Below are 25,699 nucleotides of genomic sequence, written 5' to 3' on the forward strand. Positions count from 1 at the left end.
TTAATAAATCATTCGACAAAAATTCACATGAAAGTATTACAAATTGTAGGTGCCAGGCCCAATTTCATGAAAGTAGCACCACTACACCGTGCCATACAGGCTATGGAGGGCTGGGAATCTAAAATTGTACATACTGGACAGCATTTTGATGCCAAAATGAGTGATGTTTTTTTCACTCAATTAGAACTACCTAAACCTGATTTCTTTTTAGGAATAGGCGGTGGTACACATTCTGAGGTTACGGCTAAAATCATGCTGGCCTTTGAACCCATAGTTCAAGCAGAAAAGCCCGATTTAATCATTGTGGTGGGAGATGTTACCTCTACCTTGGCATGCACCTTAGTGGCTATTAAAATGGATATTCCTTTAGCGCACGTAGAGGCTGGCTTACGGAGTGGAGATCGAAAAATGCCCGAAGAAATTAATCGAATTTTAACGGATTCGGTGGCTAACTACTTATTTGTTACGGAAGAAAGTGGCATGCAACACCTTAAAAAAGAAGGAGTTGACCCAGAAAGAGTTTTTTTTGTGGGAAATGTCATGATAGATTCTTTGGAGCGGTATCGGGAAAAAGCAAAACAAAGTAGTATCATGGCCGATTTGCAGGTGCAAGCCAAAAACTACATTGTCGTAACCATGCATCGTCCAGCCAATGTAGATACAGAACAGGGGCTTCTTGCCATCTTGGAATTATTGGAATTAAGTACCGCTCAAACGAAAGTAGTATTCCCTATTCACCCGAGAACTAGGGCGCATATCGATAAATTTAAATTATCGGACCGCTTAAATAAGATCCCTAATTTGATTCTAACAGAACCTTTGGGATATCTAGAATTCATTCAGTTGATGTCCAATGCCACCGCTATCCTAACAGATTCAGGCGGAATACAAGAAGAAACCACCTATTTAGGAATTCCTTGCCTGACTTTCCGAGATAGTACAGAACGCCCCATTACTGTCACTTTGGGGACAAACCAATTATTGGCTGATTTAGACCCTCAAAAGACTTACGCGGCATTATTGGATATTTTACAAGGTAAAGTCAAAAAAGGGGAAGTTCCTCCGCTTTGGGATGGACATACGGCAGAAAGAATTGCGGCGATTATTCATCAATTGTTCCCTCATTCATGAACTCACCCCGACCTCTAAAAATCGTCTTACTCTCTTACCATAATAACAATGGCGGAGCGGCGATTGCCTGTGGTCGATTACATGATGCATTAGAAAAAGCTGGCCATCAAGTGACTACTTTAGTCCAAGAAAAAACTGGAAATGGCCCTAGTATTTCGCTAGCAAGTTCTGTTTGGAAAAAATGGATGGCATTTGCCCGATTTGTTGCTGAGCGACTTTACTTCGCTCGATTTGAGCGAGATAAATCCATCCGTTTTCTATTTAATCCTGGGATTTTTGGACAAGATATTTCCCAACATCCTGCTTTATTAGAGGCAGATATCATCCATTTGCATTGGGTAAATTTCGGTTTTTTATCTATTGCCACCATTGAAAAAATTTTACAAATAAATAAACCTGTTTATTGGACCTTGCATGATATGTGGACTTTCACTGGTGGGTGTCACCATAGTGGAAATTGCCAGGGATATGAAAGTGCATGTGGCAACTGTAAGTTTTTAGCCCAGCCCGCATCCAATGATCTATCTCATCAATTATGGTCTAAAAAAGTAAAGCAATTTCAGTACCCAAACCTGCACATCATCACCTGCTCAGATTGGTTAGGTCATCGAGCCAAGTCTAGCAGTATTTTAAAAGGTATTAAGATAAAAACCATCGCCAATGCCATCGACTTACAAATATTCAAGCCGGGTGATCAAAAAAGGGCCAAAAGTGAGCTGGGACTACAGCCTGGTAAGCACTATTTGCTTTTTGTAGCCATGCGCGTTTCGGCGCCTGAAAAAGGCTTTTCATTGTTGAAAACGGCTCTCCAGCAATGGGTGAATCTTCATCCTGATAAGGCTCAAAATACCGAATTACTGGTGGTGGGTGAAATTTCAGATTCACAAATTATGCAATCGCTGGCCTTACCATTGCATACCTTAGGCAAAATTCAAGATGTTCCTACCATGATTCTTGCCTATCAATCAGCCGAGATGTTCATTACCCCTTCCTTGGAAGAGAATCTACCCAATACCATCATGGAAGCCATGGCCTGCGGCACCCCTTGTCTGGGCTTTAAAGTAGGCGGTATACCTGAGATGATTGATCATCAAACAAATGGTTATGTGGCTGAGAGAATTCAAGCCGAGGACCTTTGTGAAGGAATAGATTTCATCGTTTCTCGTTCCAAAGAATTGGGAAATGAAGCGCGCAAAAAAGTAGAAACTCATTACGAAGCCTCCATCATCGCACAAAAGCACCTTCAGTTTTACCAAACATCCCTATAGTATGTCCAAACTACTTAGTATCATCACGGTCACCTACCAAGCTGAAGCCTTTATAGAAAATACCCTTCGAAGTATTTTCTCTCAGCGAGAGGATGACTTTGAACTGATTATCATGGATGGAGGTTCTCGAGATCGTACATTGGAATTGGTACAAGCCTATAAAAATCAAATCGCACACCTTGTTTCTGAGCCAGACAAAGGTATTTACGATGCCATGAATAAAGGGATGGCACTAGCCACAGGAAAATATGTATATTTTTTAAACGCAGGAGATACTTTTGCCGGGCCAGATACCCTACGTCAGATTATACGCGATTTACAAAATAACCCCGATATCCTATATGGAGATGCCATTTTTGTTAATCCTGCCGGCAAGGCCATCGGATTACGTTCAGAAGTGAGTCCCCATGAATTACCCGAAAATCTCAGCTGGAAAGACTTTAAAAAAGGCATGGTGGTTTGTCATCAATCCTTTATCGCCAAAAGAGAATTAGCTCCGATGTTTTCTATGGAATATCGAATGAGTTCTGACATCGATTGGGAAATTAATTGCTTGAAATTAGCCCATAACATCAAGAAGACCGATTATCCGATTTGTCGATATTTAATGGGAGGAGCTTCTGTAAAAAACCTCAAAACGAGTTGGAAAGAACGCTTTCAAATACTTAAAAAGCATTATGGATGGTGGACTACCTGCTATTATCACCTGATTATTGCCATTAGAGGATTAGTTTTTACCTGGCAAAAAAAGGGTAAATACTGGTAATCTTTTATAATTTTACGGAAATATGAAAAGACTAGGCTACTTGATATTATTTTTAATACTTTTTACCTGCCAAAATAGCTGGGCGCAAAAGTTTAAATTAGAAACAAGTGTGGGAAGTAGCCGTATTTTATGGTATGAAGATCAACAAACCGTTGATTTTGCGACTCAAATCACCTTTCAAAAACCCAACTCCAAAAAACTATTTTTCGTCCGCCTTAAAACATATGGGAACACACATCATTCGCTCGTGGACCTAAAAACCTATACTTTCATTGAACCTCAAAATGCGCCTACCAATTTAAATAATTTAGAATCCGCCTTTCGTGGAGGTGAAGCAGAAATAGGTATCAAATGGCAACATAAAGCTAAAAAAGAAGAACCGTTTTTTTTTCCTATGGTAAGCATTTACAGTAAATCATTGGCAAGAAGAATCTCTACTCCAACTTATAAATACATTGAAGAAGAGAAATACAGTTTACATGGTATTACAGCTGGCTTTGGATTAAAAATTCCAGGAAAAAATGATTTTGCCATCTCTGGTCAGGTATTTGAGCCCATCATTCGAGAAGTTACTTTATTTGGCCGATACGTAGGTGTACCCTTTCAAACATTGAGTACGGCAAATGACTTATCTTTTAAAGGAAAAATAGAATATAAACGCCAACAAATCGGGGCAACGTTCATGTACGAATTGCTTAACTTGGGTTCATCCTCGAATCCAAATTCTAAATCCATTCCAGCTTCGAGTGTGCATTTTCTTTCAGGCTACCTTACCTATTATTTTTAATGAAATTCAACCATACTTTAATTATCCGGATTTGTACTTTTCTACTGATCCCCAGTTTAACTTGGGCTCAAAATAAAGATGAATTCTCCAACAAAACATTAGCCACGGTAGAGGTACAAGCCTTTGAGAAAAAACGTAATCCACTTCGTTCTCCCGATGCCATCGTATTGCTAGATTCAAGCAAACTAAACGTTGGAAATGCCCTAAGTTTCCTACCCGCTTTAAATTCGCAAGCAGGAATTCGGATGGAAGAACGCTCGCCTGGAAGTTATCGTTTAGCCATTCGTGGAAGCTCACTTCGTGCTCCTTTTGGTGTACGAAATGTCAAAATATATTGGAATCAAATGTCTTTTACAGATGCTGGAAACAACTCCTACTTTGCATTACTTGATCCTGAGCAATTCCAACAAGTAGTCGTATCAAAAGGCCCAAGTGGGGGTCTTTATGGAGCGGGAACAGGAGGCGTATTATTGATGTCTAGTCAGGCTTACCAAGCTCCCTCTGTACAGCACCAGCAACTTTTTCATTCCCTGGGTGGCTATAAACAATCTTGGGATATCCGCTTAGGCAAGGCCACTAGTTCACACCGTTTTTACACTTCATTCTGGCAACAAAAAGGCTACCGAGATCAGTCTGCCCTGAAAAAACAATGGTTCTCCTATGAATGGAATAAAAGTTTTGGAACCACTGGTGCCATCAATTTAATTGCCTATTATGGAGATTTAGCCTACCAAACTCCCGGTGGATTAACCTTAAAGCAGTATCAAGAAAACCCCATCCAAGCCAGACCTGCCGCCGGAATTAACCGAGGTGCGGTAGAGCAAATGGCTACCTTTAAATTGAAAAGTTATTTTGTTGGGGCTCATGTTTCCAATGCTTGGAATGCCAATTGGGCCTGGGATGCCATACATGCTGTTCAAGTAAATAGTATCGAAAATCCGACCATCCGAAACTATGAGTTCCGAGAGGAACCCAACCTGAATAACCGTGGAGTAATACATTATAAACAAGCCGCAGGGAAAGGTCAATTTACCTGGGATCTGGGCTATGAATTTCAAGTGGGACAATTTGATAGCCGTACCTATGGAAATCGCAAAGGGGTAAAAGATACCTTACAATTTGAACAAAATACACGTGTCCAACAGGGTGGCATTTTCACTCAATTGGAATACGATGGCATTAAAAATTGGGCTTTTACCTTGGCCGGTAGTTACAATAAACTTTGGACTGAATTCCAATCCAGTGAAGGTATTTTTTCTCCACGTTTAGCCATAGTCAGAAGACTAAGTACTCATCAGAATTTAGTTGCCAAGGTAGCCCATGGTTTTTCACCCCCCAGCATAGCTGAAATTAGACCTTCTACCAATGTTATCAACCGCTCATTGAGAGCTGAAAAAGGCTGGAATTATGAACTTAGTTACCGAGGCTGGAGTCCTGCTGCTCGCTTAACCTGGGACTTAAGTCTTTATCAATTCAATTTGGACGAAACCATTGTATTGCGTAGAGCGGCAGACGGAGCTGACTTTTATGATAATGTGGGTAAAACAACCCAGCAAGGTATGGAACTTAGTTTACAGTGGGCGCCTACTTCCTTCTTACAGGTACTTTCTGCCACCACTTGGCAAAACTTCAGATTCACAGATTACAGTAATGCAGGTAAAACCTACAACGGTAATTTTTTAACAGGAACGAGTCCTTTCCAACAATCTTTACTTTTTGTTTGGAATATTTTACCGGGTTTAAGCTGGAACCAGCAGTTCTTAATGAGCGATTATATTTATTTGAATGACGCCAATACGGACATTCTCCCCTCGAGTAGAGTGTGGAACAGCAAAATTTCCTACCGCAAAAATATGGCCAAATATACTTGGGAATTGTGGCTTGCCGCCGATAATATTGGAAACGAGAAATACAGCGCTGGTCCAGATCTCAATGCCGTAGGTGCTAGGTACTACAATGCTTCTCCAGGAAGAAACTTCTCAGGAGGACTGAAAATAGGCTTCTTTTAATTAAGAAGGCCTTGTAAAATTCAGTTTTTCCATCAATTCACTGGCATGTGAATCACTTACAGGTATTTCAAATGTACCTATTTTGATGCGCTGCTGTTTGATGGATTCAATTTTTCGCATGTTGACAATAAACGATTTGTGCACACGCATGAATGAGTGATTGATCACTTTTGCTTCAATAGACTTCATGGTCAGCTTGGTCAACACTGGCCTCCTTTCACCCTCTAAATAAATTTTGACATAGTCTTTCAAACCTTCAATGTGGGTGATTTGTGGAATGGAAATACGAACCAAAGCATACTCCACATTGACAAAAAAGAAATCTTCTTGTGGGGCTGCTTCTACTGAACTAGCTCTACTACCTGCATCTACCTTACTTTTCTTATTTTGGAATAAACCTAAAGCCTTGTGTGCAGCCAAACTAAATCGTTCGATACTTACTGGTTTCATTAGGTAATCGACGACATCTAATTCATAACTTTCCACGGCATAATGATCATAAGCGGTAACCAATATAGTCAATGGTTTGTCCTTCAAGGTTTGTAAAAACTGAGTTCCCAACATACCTGGCATTTGGATATCTAAAAAGATTAAATCAACAGACTGAGTTTGTAAGACTTCCATCGCTTCAAAAGCATTCTTACAAGAAGCCACCAATTGCAAAAAGGGTAATTGTCGTACGTTTTCCTCCAACAACTTTCTGCCCATGTTTTCATCATCGACAACAATACAATTTAACTTTTCCATATACCTATAATTTATGCAGTTTTAATCGTAGTCCTACTTTAAAGTCTTTTTCCAAATCTTCTATATTCAATACATGTCGATTTTTATAGAGTAATTCCAATCGACGAATAACATTTTTTAAACCTATTCCAGAGCTTTCATCCTTGACACTAGGATCATGATCTCCTTTTTTATTTTCCACGGTAAAATTCAATATACCATCCTCTATCCCAAAACTAATTTTAATGACGGGATCCACCACGAAGCCTACTCCATGTTTAAAAGCATTTTCAACAAATGGAATCAGTAACATGGGTTCAATAATGCAGTTTTTTATTGTACCTGTAATTTGAAAATCTATCCGTACATCATCATCAAAACGCATTTTTTGTAAATCAATGTAATTCTTCAAATACTCTAATTCCTTAGTCAAAGGTATCATGGACTGATCCGAATCATACAGCATATAGCGCATTAAATTGGATAAACGAATAGTAACATCTTCCGCTTGTTTATCGGCCTTGGTACGAATTAAATACACAATACTATTCAATACGTTGAAGATAAAATGCGGAGAAATCTGGGAGCGAAGGAAGGATAACTCCGACTTCATTTGCTCATTTTTCGATTCTTCATTTCTAGCTTCTATGGTGATAAATTCCAATAATAAACCATAAGTTGACGCGATTCCCGTTATCATAATTAAGGGGAAAAAGCCTTTGATGGTCGGCCACTCCATTGTTCTTTCGTCAAATGGAAGGATATAAGCCATGACAAAATACTGAATAAACCAAAAGCTTATTACGAGCAAAATAACGGAAACAATGTAGGACAATACCCCTCCTTGCCTAAACACAATGGGGATTAAAATGAGGGTAATGGTGTAAAACATGGGGACTACCGTGCAAATCTCCAACCAAATATGCTCAGTGAACTCAGGGTTTTGATGAGGATGTGGGTGGTCGTTCGAGTGCGACTGGTGCACAGGACTTAATAGAGGTAGCCCAATCCACAAACCCCATAAAATGAGGTTGAAGAGTATTTTAAAAGTTCGTTGAGATTTAGGTTGTAATAAAGCCTTCCACATAAGCCTGTTTTATTGCCCACAAAGCTAGCTATTCTATACCAATTTAGAAATCCACTCTTCAATCAAGGGAAATCAATCGACAAAACAAACAATTTTGACTTCTATTGAAATTATGCAGGCTTATCGACAAAATATGGGTATATATCCTCCTTTCATCTAGGCTAATCGAAAATTAAATTTTACTTCGAAAATGCTTTCTACATTCGTTCCATCATTTCAAACCACCCCCTATATGAAACTTTATTCAATCCGCCCTTTAGTATTCTGCTTATCCGTGTTCATGTCACAAGTTGCATTGGCGCAAACTACCTTATCTGCTCAAGATAAAAAAGATGCCAAGACAGATTCCGAAACCAAAACCTTGTTTAAAGGAGGTACTTCTCCTAAAATCAAAAGTATTGGTTTATCCTTTTCTCCATTGGTCCAGTTTGGACAATTGGGCCCACAACAAGGTGGTGCACTAGCCTTGCATGTAAATAATAAATGGGAAATTGGTGCTAGCTTTTTAGGCAGCATGCGCCACCGAAATGAGTTTTACTCCAATGATCTGAGACAAAATTTCTCTGCTTTTTCCTTGGCATATACACCCAATGCCAACAAATTAGTTCACCTAAGTTTTCCATTGTTGATAGGAGTTATTCGTTATCAAGATGCTAGTATGATGACAGGCATGCCGGGTCCAGGCGGGCGATTTGACAATTTTTATTGGAGAAATGCTCGTAATGCCTTTGGCCTTCAGCCAGGTATTAATGCCGAATTAAATGTTCATAAATACATTCGTTTATTTGCTGGAGCTAATTATCGCTTAGCTATTGGAAATGACGAGATACCTGAGCTATCTGGATTTTCAGGTCAGGTAGGACTTAAAGTTGGTTTTTTCAACCACAAAATTAGCCCAAAGAAATAATCTACTCTCTGAATAAAAAAAGGCGAACCAAATGGTTCGCCTTTGTATTTTATAAAAACTGTACCTTAGAAATTCCTTTCTCCAGCCTCTCTTTTACCTAATAAAACAGCACCTACCATAGCCACAAAGAATAGAATAGATACTAATTCAAAGGGTAGTAAAAACTCGCCATAAAGTACTTGACCCAGATTCTCCACCATACCTGTTTGAGAATTAAACTTCTCCAAAACCGGGCCAGGAATATTATTTTTACGAATGATCGCTATTAGAATCACCAATAAAGTACCTGCCACTACGGAACCCGCTAATTTGGTTAACGAACTTTTAGACTCAGGAATATTCTTCTTTAAATCAAACATCATGATAACAAATAAGAATAATACCATGATGGCTCCTGCATAAACAATAATATTAACAGCCATCAAAAATTGAGCATTTAACAACACGTAATGTGCAGAAATACAGAAGAAGGTAAATACCAAATACAATACACTGTGGATGGGATTCTTCGACAAAATCACCATCAACGCGCTCAATAAGGTCAAGGCCGATAAAAAGTACCAAATATTAGAAATCTCCATACATCTATTTATTTCCAACCATCGCGCAAATAGCGATGATCCATTTTTTCAACTAATTTATCTTTACCCCAAATCACTTCATCGCGCTGGTGGAATACTGGTACCATGGTATCATGGCGTAAGAAAATAGCTTCCTTAGGACAAGCCTCCTCGCATAAACCGCAAAAAATACAACGAAGCATATTGATTTCATATACTTTGGCATATTTCTCTTCACGGTACAATGACTCCTCACCTGCTTTTCTTTCCTCGGCAACCATAGAAATTGCTTCGGCTGGACATGCCACAGCACAAAGGCCACAAGCCGTACAACGCTCTGCACCAGCTTCGTCACGCTTCAAAATATGTTGCCCACGATACACAGGACCCAAATAGCGCTTTTGCTCAGGATAACGTATGGTAACGGGCTTCGAAAAGAAGTGTTTTAAGGTAGTGGCCATACCACCTACTATGGCAGGTAAGTACATACGCTCAGCTAGGGTCATTTCCCCTTGCTCCAAGACCTTGGTTTTATTGCTTAATTTCATATACCTAAGCTATTTTTTTCTTAACTAATAATTGATCATACACGAACAATGCCGCGATTAATAGCACTAAACCTGCGATGGAAACCATGAATGGTTTTCCCACTAAAATTCCAAATCCAGTCACGACCACGTTGTACATCGCTAATGGAATTAAGCCAGTCCAACCTAAATTCATTAATTGGTCATAACGGAATCTTGGGATGGTCCAACGTACCCACATGAAAACAAATACGAAGCCTAAGGACTTTCCAATCAAAGCACCAACACCAACAAAACTAGCTACATTGCTTCCAAATTGCTGCGTCACAAAATCAATCCCTGGGTAATCATAACCACCAAAATATAAAGTAGCCATTACTGCACCCGAGATAAACATATTGATATATTCAGCAAACAAATAGAATCCCAATTTCATCGAAGAATACTCGGTATGGTATCCACCAATTAATTCCGTTTCACATTCTGGTAAATCAAAGGGGGTACGATTACATTCGGCAAAAGCACAAATGATAAAAATGATGAAACCCAAAGGTTGATAAAAAATGTTCCAATGGCCATTTTGCTGTACTTCAACAATCTCTTTCGTAGATAATGAACCGGTAATCATCAAAATAGTAATGATGGCCATACCCATAGCTAACTCATAAGATATGTTCTGAGAGGCGGCACGAATGGCCCCTAGCAAGGCAAATTTATTGTTCGATGCCCAGCCACCGATCATGATACCATAAACGCCAAGAGAAACAATACCAAAAACCCACAAAATACCGATGTTTACATCTATACCTTGTAAATCAAAAGTAGCTCCACCAATGGTTACTGTATCTCCAAAAGGTACTACTGCTGAGGTCATTAAAGCGGTTAACATGGACAAACATGGTCCGGCGATAAACAACCATTTATTCGAATTAGCCGGGATAAAATCTTCTTTCATGAACATTTTAACCGCATCTGCCAAAGGCTGTAAAATACCAAATGGACCAGCACGGTCTGGACCAATTCGGTCCTGCATGAACGCAGCAATCTTCCGTTCAAAATAAGTTGAATAAGCAGCAACCCCTAGAGTAATCGCGAATACGATTCCTACGATGATGGCTTTTGCGATAAAAACGGTATTAATTAATTCCATGATTATTTCTTTTCTGAACTAGGAAGACTCTTTTTAGCAGGTAAAAAACTACGATCTCGATCATCGTCAATTGGCTTATAAGCCAAGGCCGCTTGTTTGATTGGGAAGGATGGTTTAATCAAATTAGCTCCGTATTTATTCGCTGAAATTACTGAATGCCGAGCTATTTTGGTTGGCCCCTCAATTACCCAATCCGAAGTTTTCTTACGTTCAAAACGACAAGTATTACAAATAAATTCTTTCACCTCACCCCACTCATTCTTACGTCCTGTCACACGAATAACTTCATCTCCACGATACCATAAGGTCACATTGCCCGAGCATTTGTCGCAATCACAATGTGCATCTTCAGGCTTAGAGAACCAAACACGACTTTTGAAACGGTATGTTTTATCGGTTAATGCTCCAACAGGACACACGTCAATCACGTTTCCAGAAAAATCATTGTCAATGGCCTTTTCTATGTAGGTACTAATCTCCGCATGATCACCACGGTGCATCACTCCATGAACACGACCCTCAGTCAGCTGATCTGCGGCATATACGCAACGGTAACATAGAATACAACGATTCATGTTAAGCTTGATGTAAGGACCTAAATCAACAGGCTCAAACGTATTTCTTTCCTCAACCGTACGAGTAGAAGAAACTCCATGCTCAAAGGAGAAGTCTTGTAAATGACATTCTCCAGCTTGATCACAAACAGGGCAATCTAAAGGATGGTTTAACAACAAAAACTCTACAATACCTTTTCTTGTTTCTAATACCTGCTCATTGATGGTATTTTCTACAATCATACCATCTTGTACCGTAGTGATGCAAGAGGGTACCAATTTTGGCATAGGACGAGGATCTTTTTCTGAACCGGCAGTAACTTTAACCAAGCAACCCCGACATTTACCTCCCGTACCTTTCAAAGGTTCATAGTAACACATAGCAGGAGGCGCAATCTCTGGACCAATCATCCTTGCCGCCTGCATGATGGTAGTACCTGGTTCTACCTCTAATGTGATGTTATCAATTGTTACTTTCATTTTCTATTTTTAAGGGTTTAAGCCCTTGATCAATGTTCAATTAAAGATCTTTTTCTAATGCAGCCCATCGTTCCATAAACGCTTTCACGGTATATTGGGTGGATCTAGCTTTTAATTCTTCACCTAAAAGTACTTTTTCAGAATTGGGAGCCTCTAACCAACGAATAATTAAATTCGTCATTTGCCCTTCATCCATATAATCTACTAATAATCCCTCTATCCCCTGGGTGAAATCAGCAATTCCGCCACTTTCCTTAAACCCGACCAATGGCTTGGCTTGATAGCCTGCTTCTAGCATTACCAGTGGAAAAGGGTCCTCTCTAGACGACAAGAAAAACAGGTCCATGGCCTCAAAATAGGCTTTAGTATCTGCTCTGGCAGGGATTAAATGCACTTGTGCGCCTACATCCCATTTTTCTTTCTCTTCTATGAGCTCCGCAGAATAGAGGTTATCACCCATGCCTAACCAAACGAAATGAACTTCCGGTTTTAATCGAATCACCTGTCTAGCTACGCGAATAAAAACATCTGTTCCTTTCCTCCATTCAGCTAATCCACAACCCAAGACCAATGGACTTGTTGCTGGGATATTCAATTGTTCTCTTACTTGCTCAGACGTTCCAGATTTGGTTTTAGCCAACTCGGCAACGGGTGGAAGTAAAGCCAATTTTTCTTGGGGAATACCATATTTCTCCTTCAATAATATTCTCACTTGTTCTGAAACCGCAAAAACATGCTTTACTTTTTGCGCTAAAAACTGCATGTCCTTTTCCGAAGCATAAGTCTCGCAAGAAAACTTCAATTCATGCACATAAGCACCAAAAGCAATTTTCAAGGAAGTCAGCTGCTGCATCAAGGATAAAGATGCTACCGTATTTCCTAGAATTAAATCAAATTTTTGTTGACGAAATTCGCCCAACATCTTTTGAATTTCTGCTTTATTAGGTTCCCGATCTGGTGAACTTTCCTCTCTTTTGAGAAAAGGTATTTTTTTAAATATATTTCTGGCCTTGTTATGCTCTCTCCTCCAAATCCAAACTTCCGCATATTTACGGTAAGTGGCTAATAAATCTCCGCCTTTCTCTAATAACAAATATCCTTTTTGACCCTTTGCCGCATTTTCTTTCAACCAATGCAATAATACGAGTTGTGCTCCTGCACGGTTAGCATCATGCCCTACAAAAAGAATTTTGGCTCCCATCATTAATTAGACCAGCTGGCACCCGGACGCATGTAAACCGCACCAGGTTGAGTCGCTAATTCAGGATGTTCAATATGCCATTCAAATTCATCTCTAAAATGACGAATTGCCGCAGCTACAGGCCATGCGGCCGCATCACCTAATGGACAAATCGTATTTCCTTCGATTTTCTTAGCCACATCCACTAACAAATCAATATCTTCTTTTCGGCCATGGCCTAATTCAATACGCTTGATAACCTTATCCATCCAGCCAGTACCTTCTCGGCAAGGAGAACACTGACCACAAGATTCATGGTGATAAAAACGAGCAAAAGTTAAGGTATTATGTACGATACATGTTGTCTCATCCATCACAATAAATCCTCCTGAACCTAACATCGTACCTGTAGCAAAACCTCCGTCAGACAAAGACTCATAAGTCATCAATCTTTTCTCACCTGATGCCGTCGTTAAGATCATTTCTGCAGGTAAAATAGGTACAGATGAACCACCAGCTACTACAGCCTTTAATTTATGCCCTTCCCGTATACCACCACACCATTCATCTGAGTAGATAAAATCCTCTACCGTTATCCCCAATGGAATTTCGTACACACCTGGCTTACGAATATGCCCTGATGCAGAAATTAATTTAGTACCTGTACTTCTTCCTATTCCAATCTGCGCATACGCATCACCACCATTATTCACAATCCATGAAGTAGCAGCGATAGACTCCACATTATTGACTACTGTCGGACATTGCCAAAGACCTTTTACGGCTGGGAATGGTGGCTTATTACGTGGGTTACCACGTTTACCTTCCAAAGATTCCAACAAAGCTGTTTCTTCTCCGCAGATATAAGCACCGCCGCCCGACTGAACATATAAGTCCAAATCATAGCCAGAACCTAGTATATTTTTACCCAACAAACCCTTATCATAGGCTTCTTGGATGGCTTTTTCTAAAATATGAATCACATACATCAACTCTCCACGAACGTAGATGTAAGATGTATTGGCTCCTAAGGCAAAACTGGAAACAATCATACCCTCAATTAAGGTATGAGGAGATTTCCACATCAAATAGTGGTCTTTGAAAGTACCAGGCTCAGACTCATCTGCATTACAAACTAAATAACGGGGTACTCCTTCTGGTTTTGCCAAAAATGACCACTTCATCCCAACTGGGAATCCTGCACCACCACGACCACGCAACCCTGATTTCTTCACCTCTTCGGTTACTTCATCAGGAGTCATTTTTTTTAACGCTTTTTCTACCGCTTGGTACCCACCATGCTTACGATATACGTCAATCGTCTCAATTCTAGGTACCTCAATATGTTCGGTTAATATCTTCATCCTCGCTTATTTTCCTAATTCATCAATGATTTGATCTACCTTCTCCTTCGTCAAGTGCATGTAAAACTTCTCACGAATCTGAAATACAGGTCCCCATCCACATGCAGCTAAACATTCTACTTCTTTGACGGTGAATTTACCATCTGCTGACGTTCCTCCAGTCTCAACTCCTAAGCGCTTTTTCAAATGGTCATACACCTCAACTCCTCCCATCAAGCAACAAGGACCGGTTCGACAGTACTCAATGACATGTTCTCCCACCGGTTCCAAATGGAACATGGTATAAAAACTAGCCACTTCATACACCTCCACCGCCTTAATAGACAATAAAGAAGCTACATAATCCATCACCTCTGGACTGCACCATTTCCATTCGGCTTGAGCCAAATGTAAAATGGGCAAAAGTGCCGACTTCTGTTTCCCCTCAGGGTAACGAGCAATGATTTTCTTCACTAATTCCAGCGTTTCTGCTGGGAAAACGATGTTATTCTTACCTTCCATGTATTATGTATCTAACTCACCTGCAATCACATTCATCGATGACATTGTTACAATGGCATCCGATAAAGTCGAACCTTTGATCATTTCTGGGAATGCTTGATAATATATATATCCTGGTCTACGGAATTTCAAACGATAAGGTGTACGTCCACCATCCGAAACCAAATAAAATCCTAACTCTCCATTACCCCCTTCTACCGAATGATATACTTCACCCACTGGAGCGTCTATTTCTCCCATTACAATTTTGAAATGGTAAATTAAGGCCTCCATGTTTCGGTAAACCTCTTGCTTAGGAGGTAAGTAATAATGTGGGGCATCTGCATGGTATGGTCCTTCTGGCAAGTTATCCATGGCCTGTTGAATGATGCGTAAACTCTGCCACATTTCCTCTTCACGCACCAAGAAACGGTCATAGGTATCTCCTTTGGTACCTACTGGAATTTCAAAATCAAAATCTTCATACGATGAGTATGGATTCAAGGAACGCACATCATAATCTACTCCAGCAGCACGTAAATTAGGACCAGTAAAACCGTAGTTTAAAGCACGTTCAGCCGAAATGGCGCCCACATTCTGTGTACGATCCATGAAAATTCGGTTACGTACCACCATGCTTTCAAATTCCTTCAAAGCAGCAGGTAACTCGGCCAATAATTTCTTAATTTTCTCTATGGCAACCGGGCTTAAATCCCTTTCCATGCCACCAAAACGACCCATGTTGGTCGTTAAACGAGCTCCGCAAAGCTCCTCGTAAATTTCATAGATAAACTCCCTCCATTGGTAAACATACAGGAAGCCGGTAAGGGCTCCGGTATCAACCGCCAAAATGGAGTTACAAATAATATGATCTGCCAAACGAGCCAATTCCATCATGATAACTCGGATATATTGTGCACGTTTTGGAACTTCTATTCCCAATAATTTTTCTACCGTCATGTGCCAACCCATATTATTAATAGGAGCTGAACAATAATTCATGCGGTCAGTTAATGTGGTAATTTGATAGAATGGACGACGCTCCGCAATTTTTTCAAATGCACGGTGGATATATCCCACGGTTTGCTCTGCATCCACAATCGTTTCTCCATCCATGGTCAAGATATTTTGAAAAATACCATGGGTGGCTGGGTGGGTAGGACCTAAATTTAGGGTAGTCAACTCGTTCACATAAGGGCCGCTTTTCGGCGTCTTATCTAGACCTACGTTGGGGTTATTTACTAATGCTACTTCAGACATGTTTCGCTCGTTGAAGGTAGTTTATCTACCAAATAATTCATCTATTTTATCGTGACGGGTGGCGTCCTCTAAAGGATATTCCTTACGCATTGGATGGTAATCCATGTCCTCAACGTTCAAAATACGAATCAAATTCGGGTGACCTTCAAAAATGATACCGTAAAAATCGAAAGCTTCACGCTCCATCCAGTTGGCGGTGGCAAACAAACCAGTCACCGTAGGAACCTCAGGCTTTTCAATCGGTACATAAATTTTGATCCACAATCGCACATTATTTTCTAAACTGTGCAAATGGTATATAACCCCCAACTCTTGCCCTTTAGCCTCAGGAAAATGTATCCCTGCTAAATCAGTTAAAAATTGAAATTTCAATACCGGATGTTGGTACAGAAAATGAAGCATCGGAACGATGTGTTCTACTTCAGTGGTTATTTGTAAGATCCCATGGGATTCAGCGATTCCATAAATAGCCTCTTCGCCGAATTGCCCTTGTAAGGCATCTATAATTTGTTGATTACTCACGTTTTCCATGCTCGATTTACTTATTCAATACCATAAGATTCCAACAAAGCCTTATACTCGGGTTGGTTTCTACGACGAATAGATTCATTTTTTGCTAGTTCTTGGATTTGCATAAAGCCATCCAAAATCTGCTCTGGACGAGGAGGGCAACCTGGCACGTATACATCCACTGGGATAACCCGATCAATACCCTGCAATACAGAATAAGTATCAAAAATACCTCCAGAACAAGCGCATGCACCTACGGATAAAACCCAACGAGGTTCAGCCATCTGCAAATACACTTGCTTAACAACCGGTGCCATTTTCTTGGCTATCGTCCCCATTACCATCAACACGTCCGCTTGGCGAGCAGAAAAACTCAAACGCTCTGCACCAAATCGGCCAATGTCATAATGAGAGGCCATAGTAGACATGAACTCAATACCGCAGCAAGATGTAGCAAAAGGCAATGGCCAGAGCGAATTTGCTCTAGCCATCCCTACTAATGAATCTAAACTGGTAGCAAAAAATCCTTGACCCTCTAAACCTGCCGGCGCTTCTACGATATTAATTTTTGCATCACTCATATATAATCTTCTTTTCTATTAAAAATAAACCCAGCAAAAAGCTAATTGTTTATTTTTCCCAGGTTAAAATACCTTTTTTAATTACGTAGATAAATCCAGCTAATAACAAGCCCATGAATACGATCATTTCATAAAAACCGTTCCATGCCAATTGCTTAAAGTTAACCGCCCAAGGGTACATAAATACAATCTCCAAATCAAACAAAACGAATAATATCGCTACCAAGAAATACTTCACCGAAATCGGCGTACGAGCATCTCCAATAGATTCAATTCCACACTCAAAAGAATCGTCTTTTTTCTGCGAATGACGTTTAGGACCTAGGGCATGGGTTAACACCATGACCAGAACGATAAATGCCAAGGCCGCCCCTAATTGAACGAAAATGGGTAAAAAATCTTGAGGTTGATAGTTCATCTTGTACTTCGCTAAATTTGAAGCGGCAATTTACTCACTAAAATCTAATTTTGAAGATTATTTTATTAAAAATACTTGGTTTTTCCTGGCACTGCTACTGGGTACAATCCATTCGCATCTGGCTTCAATGGCATATCTGCATCCCAAGCAAATCGACTTGGTGCTATATTGATCCCTGAATTAATCGCTTTATCCCATTCAATGATCTGTCCTGAATAGGTAGCCATTCTTCCTAAGATGGATGTCATGGTAGAATATGCCCCATTTTCTGCATCAGCAAATTTGTACTCTCCCGCTGCTACACTGGCCCATAACTCATCATGCTCGGTTTGATATGGATTATTCTCTTTTGTCTTTTTATCAAAAGCATAACTCACATTTCCTTTCAAATCCAACATTTTGGCTGAATCAAATAACACCTTTCCTTTAGTACCAATTAAATGCTCATCTACCTTTGTCCAGGTTCCAGGAATATGCCGACATTGACTATTTAGGATAGTACCATCTGCATATTCAAATTCTACAATATGGTGATCAAAAATTTCACCATAATCCTTCCCTTTTCTTACTTCTCTACCTCCTGTACCTCTGGCTCTAACTGGATATCCGTTTTTCGCCCAGTTGATCACGTCAATATTATGAATGTGTTGTTCTGTAATATGATCCCCGCAAATCCAGTTGAAATAATACCAGTTTCTCATTTGGTATTCCATTTCCGATTGCCCCTCCTTGCGTGGTTTTACCCATACGCCATCGTTATTCCACCAACAAGATGCCGATACAATATCACCAATCTGGCCATCTTGCACACGCTTCATCAAATCACGGTAAGAATTTTGGTAGTGACGCTGCAATCCCACCACCACATTCAATTTCTTTTCTTTGGCTATTTTAGCCGCTGCCAAAACACGTTGTATACCCGCTGGATCAGTTGCCACCGGTTTTTCCATGAAAATTTGCTTTCCTAAACGTACCGCCTCTTCAAAATGATAGGGACGAAATCCTGGAGGAGTTGTCAAAATCACCACATCAGCCAAGGCCATGGCTTGCTTATAAGCATCAAAACCTACGAATTTATGGTCCTCAGGCACATTGACTTTCTGATTCACCGGTACTGCTTGAGCCGATTTATCTTTGGCACGAGAATTCATGACGCTCTTGTAGCAATCTTCCAATCGATCTTTAAAGGCATCAGCCATAGCCACCAATTGAATATTTTCTTTCGTACTTAAAGCCTGAATGATGGCTCCTGTTCCTCTACCACCGCAACCAATCAAGGCTACTTTCAAGGTATCTCCCACCAAACTTTGGCTAAAACTTACTCCTGGACTGGCCTGTGTGACTAGTGGAGCTGCTAGCATTGCTCCGGCTCCCAGGCTCGACTGCACGATGAATTCTCTACGTGAATTTTTCATGTTATTTAGGTATCTATTTTGAAGGTTAAAAATCTTTTAAATATTGATCAAAAAATGCCCGAACTTCCTCCGGACTTGGTTGTTTGGCAGGTCGCATAATACGAAATCCTACAAAAGGAGCGTCTGCATTCCACCATTTACTTTTAGGCTCCTGAGGATCTCTTCGGTTCCAAACTGGATCAGCGGCTAATCGGCTGGCACTTCGAGCCATGTTGGCCTCATCCCGGAAACTACCTCCACGGACAATGGCATCCGCATATTTATCTTTAAAAATCGCTTGATGTGCCTTTTTATTAGCTGAGTAAGTTGGCTCATAATGATCCAATACCCATTCATGTACATTTCCTAGCATATCATATAATCCCCAAGCATTAGGCTTTTTCTGACCAACCAAATGATATTTATCCCCTGAATTACTAGCTATCCAAGCGTAATCTTCTAATTTCTCATTGGCTGATAAGGAAGAATAAGCTCCTTTACCACCAGCCCGACACGCATATTCCCATTCGGCCTCGGTAGGTAATCGGTAAAATATCTGGGTTTTGGCATATAACCACTTACAATACATCAGCGCAGCAAAATGCTGCATGGAATTGGCTGGGTAGCCCCCTACTTTTCCCATTCCAAGGGTAAAATCAATGTAGGGTGGACTAGGACGAGAAATAGCATCGGGTCCTTCTTTAGCTGGTTTGGGAGCAGGATCACGATCTTCTTCAAAAAACAATTGATACTCGTCATAGGTCACTTCGGTTTTCCCCATCCAAAATGCCTCCATGGTCAATTTTTGTTGAGGACCCTCATCTGCATTTCTCCCCGCCTCAGTATTCGGACTTCCCAATAACAAATTACCCGCAGGAATGGCCTGCATATCAAATGCTACCGTAGAATTAGGAATGGTTTGTCGGTATGATTTTAATTGCTGCCCCATTCCAAGCTGACTTATCCCTACACTCAAGGCCAGTACTAATACACGTAATTTTCTATTCATTCTTTAATTAATTCTAATCGACTTTCAAGATACCATGATTCAATAATATTTCCAATTCCCCATTTTGGTATTCCCATACAAGCACCTGTACCTTGGGAATGCTTTTTAGTAATTCTTTGATCTTGTCCAATTCCATCATCGTAGCAGCTGTGGCTATCCAATCTGCCCTTGCTCCATCAGGTGCTATGGCAGTAGCCGATCGAGCATGCTCCAATCCTAGGCCTGTCTTGGGATTAATGACATGAGAATAATTTTTTCCAGCAATTTCAACTTGCTGATAGGTTTTACCTGAACTTGCTATCGATTGGTTTTTAATTTCAATAAAATCAACTGCTACTTTTTTTGAATTGGGCAATTCTAGACCGACTTTCCATGCATCTCCGTTGGGATTTACTTGGCTGGCGCAAATTTTCCCTCCTGCATCTACTAAGGCATAAGGATACCCTGATTTCCTTAAAAAATCCAAAACTCGTTGGGCTACAAAACCTTTCCCAATAGAACCCAAGTCTATTTGACAAGCTGAATTAGTTAATCGAATAGCACTACTATCCGCATTAAATTCTAAACAAGCTATTTCCGTGGCCTTTAGTCCAAATTGTAATACATCTTCCGCTGGTAAAACATGCGTCTTTCTTGCTATTCTCCACGCAGCAACTAATTTCCCAATAAAAATATTCAGGTTTCCGCCACTCTGCTCATATGCCAACATCGATTCCTTCAAGATAGCTTTAAATGGTTCCTTAATTGGGAAAAATTGCTCGGTTCCAGCTTTTTGGTTCACCTGACTAACATCAGAATTAAGCTGATAATCACTTAATTGCGATTCCAAATTCGCTGCTAAGGCTTGGGCATTTTTAATGGTTTGAGACAATCCTGTCGAATCTTGAGTAGAGACAATGATTCGAAATGGAGAGCCCATTCTGGCTGTTTCAAATCGATATTTGGTCCATTGAGCTTGCGTCAAAAAGCCGCTCAACATCAGTAAGGCAGCGACTAGCAGGGATTTTTTATTCATCTGTCAAATATTACAAAAAAAATTGTAACTTTGTCTCGCAAATAAGGGTATGGTTCGCCTTCATCCGATAAATCCAATTCCCGTTCAAACTATTTGCCATGCTTGATTCATCCAAATTTCTTTTTGAAGCTCTCACCTACGACGACGTACTGTTGCTTCCTGCCTATTCCGAAGTCTTACCACGTGATGTAAAGACTCAAACTCGACTGACCAAAAATATCAGTTTGAATATCCCTATTGTTTCTGCAGCTATGGATACGGTGACTGAGGCTGACTTGGCCATTGCTTTAGCGCAAGAGGGAGGCATTGGAATCATTCATAAAAATATGACGATTGCTCAGCAAGCGGCACAAGTTCGCAAAGTAAAGCGTTCAGAATCCGGTATGATCATCGATCCCATTACCTTACATGATACGCAAACTTTGGGAGATGCTCAGCGCATCATGAAGGAATTTAAAATTGGGGGTATTCCTGTCATTGATACCCAAGGAATTTTGGTTGGTATTCTAACAAACCGTGATTTACGTTTCCAAAAGGAAACGGCTAGACCTGTACATGAAATCATGACCAAGGTTAATTTAATCACAGCGAATGAAGGAATTAGCATGGAAGCGGCGGAGAGTATTTTGCAAGAGCATAAAATTGAGAAATTACCCATCATCGACAAGAATGGTCGATTGATTGGATTAATTACCTACAAAGATATTTTAAAGCGTAAAAGCCACCCTTTAGCTTCGAAAGATTCGTTGGGTCGTTTACGAGTGGGAGCTGCTGTTGGAGTTACCCCCGACTTATTGGATCGTGTACAAGCATTGGTCCAAGTAGGTGTAGACGTAATTAGTATAGATACAGCACATGGCCATTCCAAAGGTGTCATAGATGCTTTGAAATCCGTTAAAACGTCCTACCCAAGTTTGGATGTGATTGTGGGCAATATCGCTACGGGAGAAGCGGCCAAAGCATTAGCTGAAGCAGGAGCAGATGCCGTAAAAGTGGGGGTGGGTCCAGGCAGTATTTGTACTACCCGTATCATTGCGGGAGTGGGAATGCCCCAGTTAACTGCGGTATATGAGGCTGCTAAGGCCCTAGAACCTTATAATATTCCATTAATTGCTGATGGAGGTATTCGTTTTTCAGGGGATATTGCCAAAGCCATCGCAGGAGGTGCAAGTACCGTTATGATTGGATCCCTTTTAGCAGGTACTGACGAAGCACCGGGTGAAATGATCATTCTAGAAGGTCGTAAATTTAAATCGTATCGTGGCATGGGCTCTTTAGAGGCCATGGAAGATGGATCTAAGGATCGATATTTTCAAGATGCGGAAGATGATATTAAAAAATTGGTTCCTGAGGGTATCGTAGGTCGTGTACCATTTAAGGGTTCAGTGACGGAAATTCTATACCAAATGGTAGGTGGATTAAAAGCTGGTATGGGTTATTGCGGAGCGGGTACTATTGCGGATATGCAACAGGCCAAATTTGTTAAAATCACTTCGGCAGGCGTGAAAGAAAGCCATCCGCATGATGTCAGCATTTCCAAAGAAGCACCGAATTATAGTGCTAAATAAAAAACAGTTTTTTCCCTTAACGCTGTCAAGGTTTGAAACCTTGCCAGCGTTGCAAAAACGAATAAGTTTTTAAAGATATTGTCCAAGATATTGATAATCAAAAAAGCTCAGGGTTTAAACCCTGAGCTTTTTCATTTTTACCAACTATTCAATAAATTATACTGGATAATTATGAACGGTATCAACAAAACATTTCACCTTATCTGGGTGGATGTCAGGATAAACGCCGTGGCCTAAATTGGCTATATAGCGCTGGGTCCCAAATTGATCGATCATCTTTTTGGTTTCACTCTCTACCGTTTTAAAATCGCCATAAAGTGCACATGGATCTAAATTACCTTGAAGTGTTCTATTCGGACCTACCAGTTTTCTTGATTCCTGAATATCCATGTTCCAATCCAATCCAATGGTAGCGCAATTCAATTGAGCCATTTCTTCTCGAGCAAAAAACGCACCCTTTGCGAATAAGGTCACCGGAACCTCAGTTAAAGCATCGCAAATTTGCTTGAGGTAAGGAGTGGAAAAAATACTGTATTGGGCTGGAGACAAAATACCTGCCCAAGAATCAAATACTTGAATCAAGTTGGCACCTGCCGCCACTTGGGCTTTCAGGTAGGCAATGGTAGAATCCGTAATTTTTTGCAATAGCGCATGTGCTAAAGCGGGTTCAGCATAAAGCATTTTTTTAGCCTGAGAAAAAGTTTTAGACCCTTTCCCTTCCACCATATAACAAAATATAGTAAATGGTGCCCCAGCAAAACCTATTAAAGGTATTTTACCCGACAAATCCCGCTTAACAATTTTTATGGCATCCAACACATAGGCCAAATCCTCTTCGGGAACGGCTGTTTTCAAGGCATTTAGATCCGCTTGGGAACGAATGACTTGGGGAAATACAGGGCCCTTTTGCTCCTCCATCACATAGGGCAAGCCCATGGCTTCGGGAACGACCAAAATATCTGAAAAAATAATAGCAGCATCTACATCAAATCGATCTACCGGCTGAATGGTTACTTCGGCTGCCCACTCCGGATGGGTGGCCAATCCTATAAAAGAGCCAGCCTTGGCCCTAACTTCTCTATACTCTGGCAAGATTCTTCCAGCTTGACGCATCACCCAGACAGGTATTCTATCTACTGGCAACCCTTTCGCAGCCCTAATCAGGCGATCATTTTGTAGTACTTCCATATTGTAAATCAAGCCACAAAGGTAGTTAAGAAATGGCAAATGATTAGTTAATAGTGATTAGTTATTAGTGATTAGAGATACCTGCCATGCCGAAATCACTAAAAACTCATCCCTAATAACTAATAACTAAACCCTAATAAATAATATCCTTGTATCTTTACCATCTTAACCTGTTACCCATATGCAAGTAATTAGTGCGCAATTCATCACCAGTAATACCGATTACTTAAAATGTCCGCCTGACAAATTCCCAGAATTTGCCTTCATCGGTCGTTCGAATGTGGGTAAATCTTCTTTAATCAACTCCATTACCTTTCACAAAAAATTAGCCAAAACATCTCAAACACCAGGTAAAACGCAATTAATCAATCACTTTTTGATTAACGACAATTGGTATTTAGTGGATTTACCTGGCTATGGTTATGCCCAAGTAAGCAAAGAAAAGAGAAAGGAATTTGAAAAGATGATTTTAGATTACCTGATCAATCGTAAAAGTTTAACCTGTTTGTTTTTATTGGTAGACCTACGTTTGAAGCCTCAACCCGTGGATATTGCATTCATGGAAAGAATGGCAGAAGAACAAATTCCTTTTTACATTGTCTTCACCAAAGCGGATAAATTATCTCAAAAACAGGTGGATGACAATTTCAAACATTACCAAGAATACTTATTACAATCTTGGGAAGCTTTACCGAAAATGTTCATCACTTCCGCTGAAAAACATCAAGGAAGAGAAGAAATCTTAGCTAGTATTCAGGAATTAATTGACTCATCTCCCTATAAATCAAGGAAATCTTAATATTTTTGCGACCGAATTAAACATCACACATGGAATTATTAAATGAAATTGCCCACATCTCAGGCAAAAGCGGATTATTTAGAGTATTGAAACCCACTCGTACGGGGGTTATTGTAGAAACATTAGATGCTCTTAAGCAAAAGTCTGTTGTTAGTGGTCAAACACGTATTTCTGTATTAAAAGATATCTCACTATACTTAGATGATCACCAAGATAGCACCTTGCCATTAGGTGATTTATTCCAAAAGATTCATACTGTATGTCAGGGAAGCTTACAAATCGAGCCAAAAAAGGCAAGTGATTCAGAGTTATTTGGCTTATTAGCCAGCATTGTTCCAAACTACGATTCGGATCGTGTATATGCCTCAGACATCAAAAAAATCCTTTCTTGGTATTTAATTTTAGTGAATAATACTCCTGATATGTTCCAAACTGCTCCTGCCGAGCCTAAGGTGGAAAAGGCGGCAAAAGCGCCAAAAGCAGCAAAGGAAGTAAAAGAAGTGACAGAAGAAAAAACGGAGAAAGCTCCTAAAAAAGCAAAAGCGACTAAATAAGCCGCTCCATACTAAATAAAAAAATCCCGATTTATTCGGGATTTTTTTTATGCTTATTTCAAAGAATTGATCCAAGAAGCAATTTTCATGGCATCCGCCTTTGGTACATTTTTCAATGCCATCATTGGTGGGTAACCTGGCCAGTTCTCTGGTTTTGGATTCGCAATTAATTCAACAATTTTCGCATTGCTATACTTTTTCTTAGCAACCTCGGTGTAGGCAGGTCCAACTAAACGAGCGTCTACCTTGTGACAAGCAAAGCAAGTATATTTTTGCATTAATGGCTTGATATCAGCAGGAAAATCTTCTGCATGGGCTTGAAATCCAAATGCAAAGGTTCCTAAGGTAACAGCCAAAATAAATTTTGATATTTTTTTCATTTTGATTGAATGTTTAATTGTTCACAAAATAAGGGATTTAAACTTTA

Annotated in this window: 27 protein-coding genes; 9 read left to right on the forward strand and 18 right to left on the reverse strand. The window is 40.1% G+C overall.

Annotated features, from left to right (window positions below):
- Positions 1 to 27 precede the first annotated feature (27 nt).
- The 5 genes from wecB to SKC36_RS04860 are packed head-to-tail and all read left to right on the forward strand — an operon-like array spanning position 28 to position 5,961.
- Entirely contained in the window at positions 28 to 1,131 is a 1,104-nt protein-coding gene (gene wecB, locus SKC36_RS04840; RefSeq protein ID WP_459454311.1) for a non-hydrolyzing UDP-N-acetylglucosamine 2-epimerase, read from the forward strand.
- A complete protein-coding gene (locus tag SKC36_RS04845; protein WP_459464995.1) occupies positions 1,128 to 2,399 on the forward strand; it encodes a glycosyltransferase in 1,272 nt (423 codons plus the stop codon). The genes wecB and SKC36_RS04845 overlap by 4 nt, the downstream gene beginning before the upstream one ends.
- A 1-nt stretch (position 2,400) precedes the next feature.
- Positions 2,401 to 3,165, forward strand: coding sequence for a glycosyltransferase family 2 protein (locus tag SKC36_RS04850; RefSeq protein WP_459464997.1), 765 nt, complete (start codon positions 2,401 to 2,403; stop codon positions 3,163 to 3,165).
- 22 nt (positions 3,166 to 3,187) lie between these two features.
- The gene (locus tag SKC36_RS04855; RefSeq protein WP_459464999.1) at positions 3,188 to 3,952 is read left to right on the forward strand and encodes a hypothetical protein; all 765 of its coding nucleotides are present in this window, start codon (positions 3,188 to 3,190) and stop codon (positions 3,950 to 3,952) included.
- Complete coding sequence (locus SKC36_RS04860) at positions 3,952 to 5,961, forward strand: TonB-dependent receptor (RefSeq protein WP_459465001.1); 2,010 nt, start codon at positions 3,952 to 3,954, stop codon at positions 5,959 to 5,961. The genes SKC36_RS04855 and SKC36_RS04860 overlap by 1 nt, the downstream gene beginning before the upstream one ends.
- Here the strand turns inward: SKC36_RS04860 and SKC36_RS04865 are convergent, their stop codons facing one another.
- Positions 5,962 to 6,708: a LytR/AlgR family response regulator transcription factor gene (locus tag SKC36_RS04865; RefSeq protein ID WP_459454306.1), complete on the reverse strand. Its 747-nt coding sequence runs from the start codon at positions 6,706 to 6,708 to the stop codon at positions 5,962 to 5,964.
- Between the two features lie 4 nt (positions 6,709 to 6,712).
- The gene (locus SKC36_RS04870) at positions 6,713 to 7,774 is read right to left on the reverse strand and encodes a sensor histidine kinase (RefSeq protein WP_459454305.1); all 1,062 of its coding nucleotides are present in this window, start codon (positions 7,772 to 7,774) and stop codon (positions 6,713 to 6,715) included.
- A 232-nt stretch (positions 7,775 to 8,006) separates the two neighbouring features.
- Here SKC36_RS04870 and SKC36_RS04875 point away from each other — a divergent pair, with 232 nt between their 5' ends.
- Positions 8,007 to 8,681 carry a hypothetical protein gene (locus SKC36_RS04875; protein ID WP_459454304.1) on the forward strand — a complete coding sequence of 225 codons (675 nt, stop codon included), beginning with the start codon at positions 8,007 to 8,009 and terminating at the stop codon, positions 8,679 to 8,681.
- 65 nt (positions 8,682 to 8,746) lie between these two features.
- Here SKC36_RS04875 and SKC36_RS04880 read toward each other — a convergent pair whose 3' ends face one another.
- The 14 genes from SKC36_RS04880 to SKC36_RS04945 all read right to left on the reverse strand — a co-directional run bounded on the left by SKC36_RS04880 (position 8,747) and on the right by SKC36_RS04945 (position 21,163).
- Positions 8,747 to 9,262, reverse strand: coding sequence for an NADH-quinone oxidoreductase subunit J family protein (locus SKC36_RS04880; protein WP_459454303.1), 516 nt, complete (start codon positions 9,260 to 9,262; stop codon positions 8,747 to 8,749).
- An 8-nt stretch (positions 9,263 to 9,270) separates the two neighbouring features.
- Positions 9,271 to 9,789: a NuoI/complex I 23 kDa subunit family protein gene (locus tag SKC36_RS04885; protein ID WP_459454302.1), complete on the reverse strand. Its 519-nt coding sequence runs from the start codon at positions 9,787 to 9,789 to the stop codon at positions 9,271 to 9,273.
- Positions 9,790 to 9,793: 4 nt separating this feature from the next.
- Positions 9,794 to 10,918, reverse strand: coding sequence for an NADH-quinone oxidoreductase subunit NuoH (nuoH, locus tag SKC36_RS04890; protein WP_459454301.1), 1,125 nt, complete (start codon positions 10,916 to 10,918; stop codon positions 9,794 to 9,796).
- 2 nt (positions 10,919 to 10,920) lie between these two features.
- On the reverse strand, positions 10,921 to 11,952 hold the full coding sequence (locus tag SKC36_RS04895) for an NADH-quinone oxidoreductase subunit G (RefSeq protein WP_459454300.1): 1,032 nt from the start codon (positions 11,950 to 11,952) through the stop codon (positions 10,921 to 10,923).
- A 40-nt stretch (positions 11,953 to 11,992) separates the two neighbouring features.
- On the reverse strand, positions 11,993 to 13,156 hold the full coding sequence (locus tag SKC36_RS04900) for a glycosyltransferase family 4 protein (RefSeq protein ID WP_459454299.1): 1,164 nt from the start codon (positions 13,154 to 13,156) through the stop codon (positions 11,993 to 11,995).
- Complete coding sequence (gene nuoF, locus SKC36_RS04905; RefSeq protein ID WP_459465003.1) at positions 13,156 to 14,496, reverse strand: NADH-quinone oxidoreductase subunit NuoF; 1,341 nt, start codon at positions 14,494 to 14,496, stop codon at positions 13,156 to 13,158. Before nuoF ends, SKC36_RS04900 begins: the two co-directional genes overlap by 1 nt.
- Before the next feature lie 6 nt (positions 14,497 to 14,502).
- Positions 14,503 to 14,997: an NADH-quinone oxidoreductase subunit NuoE family protein gene (locus tag SKC36_RS04910; RefSeq protein WP_459465005.1), complete on the reverse strand. Its 495-nt coding sequence runs from the start codon at positions 14,995 to 14,997 to the stop codon at positions 14,503 to 14,505.
- Between the two features lie 3 nt (positions 14,998 to 15,000).
- Positions 15,001 to 16,236: an NADH-quinone oxidoreductase subunit D gene (locus SKC36_RS04915; protein WP_166232623.1), complete on the reverse strand. Its 1,236-nt coding sequence runs from the start codon at positions 16,234 to 16,236 to the stop codon at positions 15,001 to 15,003.
- 21 nt (positions 16,237 to 16,257) lie between these two features.
- Entirely contained in the window at positions 16,258 to 16,767 is a 510-nt protein-coding gene (locus tag SKC36_RS04920; RefSeq protein ID WP_459465007.1) for an NADH-quinone oxidoreductase subunit C, read from the reverse strand.
- An 11-nt stretch (positions 16,768 to 16,778) separates the two neighbouring features.
- Positions 16,779 to 17,327, reverse strand: coding sequence for an NADH-quinone oxidoreductase subunit B (locus tag SKC36_RS04925; protein WP_129026350.1), 549 nt, complete (start codon positions 17,325 to 17,327; stop codon positions 16,779 to 16,781).
- Positions 17,328 to 17,376: 49 nt separating this feature from the next.
- Positions 17,377 to 17,745 (reverse strand): NADH-quinone oxidoreductase subunit A, encoded by a 369-nt coding sequence (locus SKC36_RS04930; protein ID WP_459454296.1) that lies wholly within the window; start codon positions 17,743 to 17,745, stop codon positions 17,377 to 17,379.
- Between the two features lie 65 nt (positions 17,746 to 17,810).
- The gene (locus SKC36_RS04935; RefSeq protein WP_459465008.1) at positions 17,811 to 19,160 is read right to left on the reverse strand and encodes a Gfo/Idh/MocA family protein; all 1,350 of its coding nucleotides are present in this window, start codon (positions 19,158 to 19,160) and stop codon (positions 17,811 to 17,813) included.
- Between the two features lie 25 nt (positions 19,161 to 19,185).
- Positions 19,186 to 20,148: a formylglycine-generating enzyme family protein gene (locus SKC36_RS04940; RefSeq protein ID WP_459454294.1), complete on the reverse strand. Its 963-nt coding sequence runs from the start codon at positions 20,146 to 20,148 to the stop codon at positions 19,186 to 19,188.
- A gap of 13 nt (positions 20,149 to 20,161) precedes the next feature.
- Complete coding sequence (locus SKC36_RS04945) at positions 20,162 to 21,163, reverse strand: FAD:protein FMN transferase (protein WP_459454293.1); 1,002 nt, start codon at positions 21,161 to 21,163, stop codon at positions 20,162 to 20,164.
- 98 nt (positions 21,164 to 21,261) lie between these two features.
- On the opposite strand from SKC36_RS04945, the gene guaB reads away from it, so the two are divergent.
- The gene (gene guaB, locus SKC36_RS04950; protein ID WP_459454292.1) at positions 21,262 to 22,731 is read left to right on the forward strand and encodes an IMP dehydrogenase; all 1,470 of its coding nucleotides are present in this window, start codon (positions 21,262 to 21,264) and stop codon (positions 22,729 to 22,731) included.
- 156 nt (positions 22,732 to 22,887) lie between these two features.
- On the opposite strand, the gene hemE is transcribed toward guaB, so the two are convergent.
- A complete protein-coding gene (gene hemE, locus SKC36_RS04955) occupies positions 22,888 to 23,919 on the reverse strand; it encodes a uroporphyrinogen decarboxylase (protein WP_459454291.1) in 1,032 nt (343 codons plus the stop codon).
- 181 nt (positions 23,920 to 24,100) lie between these two features.
- On the opposite strand from hemE, the gene yihA reads away from it, so the two are divergent.
- Both yihA and SKC36_RS04965 read left to right on the forward strand, forming a co-directional pair.
- A complete protein-coding gene (gene yihA / locus SKC36_RS04960) occupies positions 24,101 to 24,718 on the forward strand; it encodes a ribosome biogenesis GTP-binding protein YihA/YsxC (RefSeq protein ID WP_459454290.1) in 618 nt (205 codons plus the stop codon).
- Positions 24,719 to 24,747: 29 nt separating this feature from the next.
- On the forward strand, positions 24,748 to 25,272 hold the full coding sequence (locus SKC36_RS04965) for a DUF5606 family protein (protein ID WP_459454289.1): 525 nt from the start codon (positions 24,748 to 24,750) through the stop codon (positions 25,270 to 25,272).
- A gap of 53 nt (positions 25,273 to 25,325) precedes the next feature.
- Here SKC36_RS04965 and SKC36_RS04970 read toward each other — a convergent pair whose 3' ends face one another.
- Complete coding sequence (locus SKC36_RS04970) at positions 25,326 to 25,652, reverse strand: c-type cytochrome (RefSeq protein ID WP_459454288.1); 327 nt, start codon at positions 25,650 to 25,652, stop codon at positions 25,326 to 25,328.
- Positions 25,653 to 25,699: the final 47 nt, after the last annotated feature.

The sequence above is a fragment of the Aquirufa sp. OSTEICH-129A genome, assembly GCF_054558355.1.

What these genes read in the sequence shown, in the direction of transcription:
- SKC36_RS04880 (WP_459454303.1), bottom strand. Translation starts at nt 9,262, where the DNA reads ATGGAGATTTCTAATATTTGGTACTTTTTATCGGCCTTGACCTTATTG.
- SKC36_RS04860 (WP_459465001.1), top strand. Translation starts at nt 3,952, where the DNA reads ATGAAATTCAACCATACTTTAATTATCCGGATTTGTACTTTTCTACTG.
- SKC36_RS04940 (WP_459454294.1), bottom strand. Translation starts at nt 20,148, where the DNA reads ATGAATAGAAAATTACGTGTATTAGTACTGGCCTTGAGTGTAGGGATA.
- SKC36_RS04865 (WP_459454306.1), bottom strand. Translation starts at nt 6,708, where the DNA reads ATGGAAAAGTTAAATTGTATTGTTGTCGATGATGAAAACATGGGCAGA.
- SKC36_RS04870 (WP_459454305.1), bottom strand. Translation starts at nt 7,774, where the DNA reads ATGTGGAAGGCTTTATTACAACCTAAATCTCAACGAACTTTTAAAATA.
- SKC36_RS04850 (WP_459464997.1), top strand. Translation starts at nt 2,401, where the DNA reads ATGTCCAAACTACTTAGTATCATCACGGTCACCTACCAAGCTGAAGCC.
- SKC36_RS04935 (WP_459465008.1), bottom strand. Translation starts at nt 19,160, where the DNA reads ATGAAAAATTCACGTAGAGAATTCATCGTGCAGTCGAGCCTGGGAGCC.
- nuoH (WP_459454301.1), bottom strand. Translation starts at nt 10,918, where the DNA reads ATGGAATTAATTAATACCGTTTTTATCGCAAAAGCCATCATCGTAGGA.
- SKC36_RS04915 (WP_166232623.1), bottom strand. Translation starts at nt 16,236, where the DNA reads ATGTCTGAAGTAGCATTAGTAAATAACCCCAACGTAGGTCTAGATAAG.
- SKC36_RS04930 (WP_459454296.1), bottom strand. Translation starts at nt 17,745, where the DNA reads ATGAACTATCAACCTCAAGATTTTTTACCCATTTTCGTTCAATTAGGG.
- SKC36_RS04855 (WP_459464999.1), top strand. Translation starts at nt 3,188, where the DNA reads ATGAAAAGACTAGGCTACTTGATATTATTTTTAATACTTTTTACCTGC.
- yihA (WP_459454290.1), top strand. Translation starts at nt 24,101, where the DNA reads ATGCAAGTAATTAGTGCGCAATTCATCACCAGTAATACCGATTACTTA.
- wecB (WP_459454311.1), top strand. Translation starts at nt 28, where the DNA reads ATGAAAGTATTACAAATTGTAGGTGCCAGGCCCAATTTCATGAAAGTA.
- SKC36_RS04885 (WP_459454302.1), bottom strand. Translation starts at nt 9,789, where the DNA reads ATGAAATTAAGCAATAAAACCAAGGTCTTGGAGCAAGGGGAAATGACC.
- SKC36_RS04920 (WP_459465007.1), bottom strand. Translation starts at nt 16,767, where the DNA reads ATGGAAAACGTGAGTAATCAACAAATTATAGATGCCTTACAAGGGCAA.
- nuoF (WP_459465003.1), bottom strand. Translation starts at nt 14,496, where the DNA reads ATGAAGATATTAACCGAACATATTGAGGTACCTAGAATTGAGACGATT.
- SKC36_RS04970 (WP_459454288.1), bottom strand. Translation starts at nt 25,652, where the DNA reads ATGAAAAAAATATCAAAATTTATTTTGGCTGTTACCTTAGGAACCTTT.
- SKC36_RS04945 (WP_459454293.1), bottom strand. Translation starts at nt 21,163, where the DNA reads ATGAATAAAAAATCCCTGCTAGTCGCTGCCTTACTGATGTTGAGCGGC.
- SKC36_RS04900 (WP_459454299.1), bottom strand. Translation starts at nt 13,156, where the DNA reads ATGATGGGAGCCAAAATTCTTTTTGTAGGGCATGATGCTAACCGTGCA.
- SKC36_RS04910 (WP_459465005.1), bottom strand. Translation starts at nt 14,997, where the DNA reads ATGGAAGGTAAGAATAACATCGTTTTCCCAGCAGAAACGCTGGAATTA.
- SKC36_RS04895 (WP_459454300.1), bottom strand. Translation starts at nt 11,952, where the DNA reads ATGAAAGTAACAATTGATAACATCACATTAGAGGTAGAACCAGGTACT.
- guaB (WP_459454292.1), top strand. Translation starts at nt 21,262, where the DNA reads ATGCTTGATTCATCCAAATTTCTTTTTGAAGCTCTCACCTACGACGAC.
- SKC36_RS04845 (WP_459464995.1), top strand. Translation starts at nt 1,128, where the DNA reads ATGAACTCACCCCGACCTCTAAAAATCGTCTTACTCTCTTACCATAAT.
- SKC36_RS04925 (WP_129026350.1), bottom strand. Translation starts at nt 17,327, where the DNA reads ATGAGTGATGCAAAAATTAATATCGTAGAAGCGCCGGCAGGTTTAGAG.
- SKC36_RS04875 (WP_459454304.1), top strand. Translation starts at nt 8,007, where the DNA reads ATGAAACTTTATTCAATCCGCCCTTTAGTATTCTGCTTATCCGTGTTC.
- hemE (WP_459454291.1), bottom strand. Translation starts at nt 23,919, where the DNA reads ATGGAAGTACTACAAAATGATCGCCTGATTAGGGCTGCGAAAGGGTTG.
- SKC36_RS04965 (WP_459454289.1), top strand. Translation starts at nt 24,748, where the DNA reads ATGGAATTATTAAATGAAATTGCCCACATCTCAGGCAAAAGCGGATTA.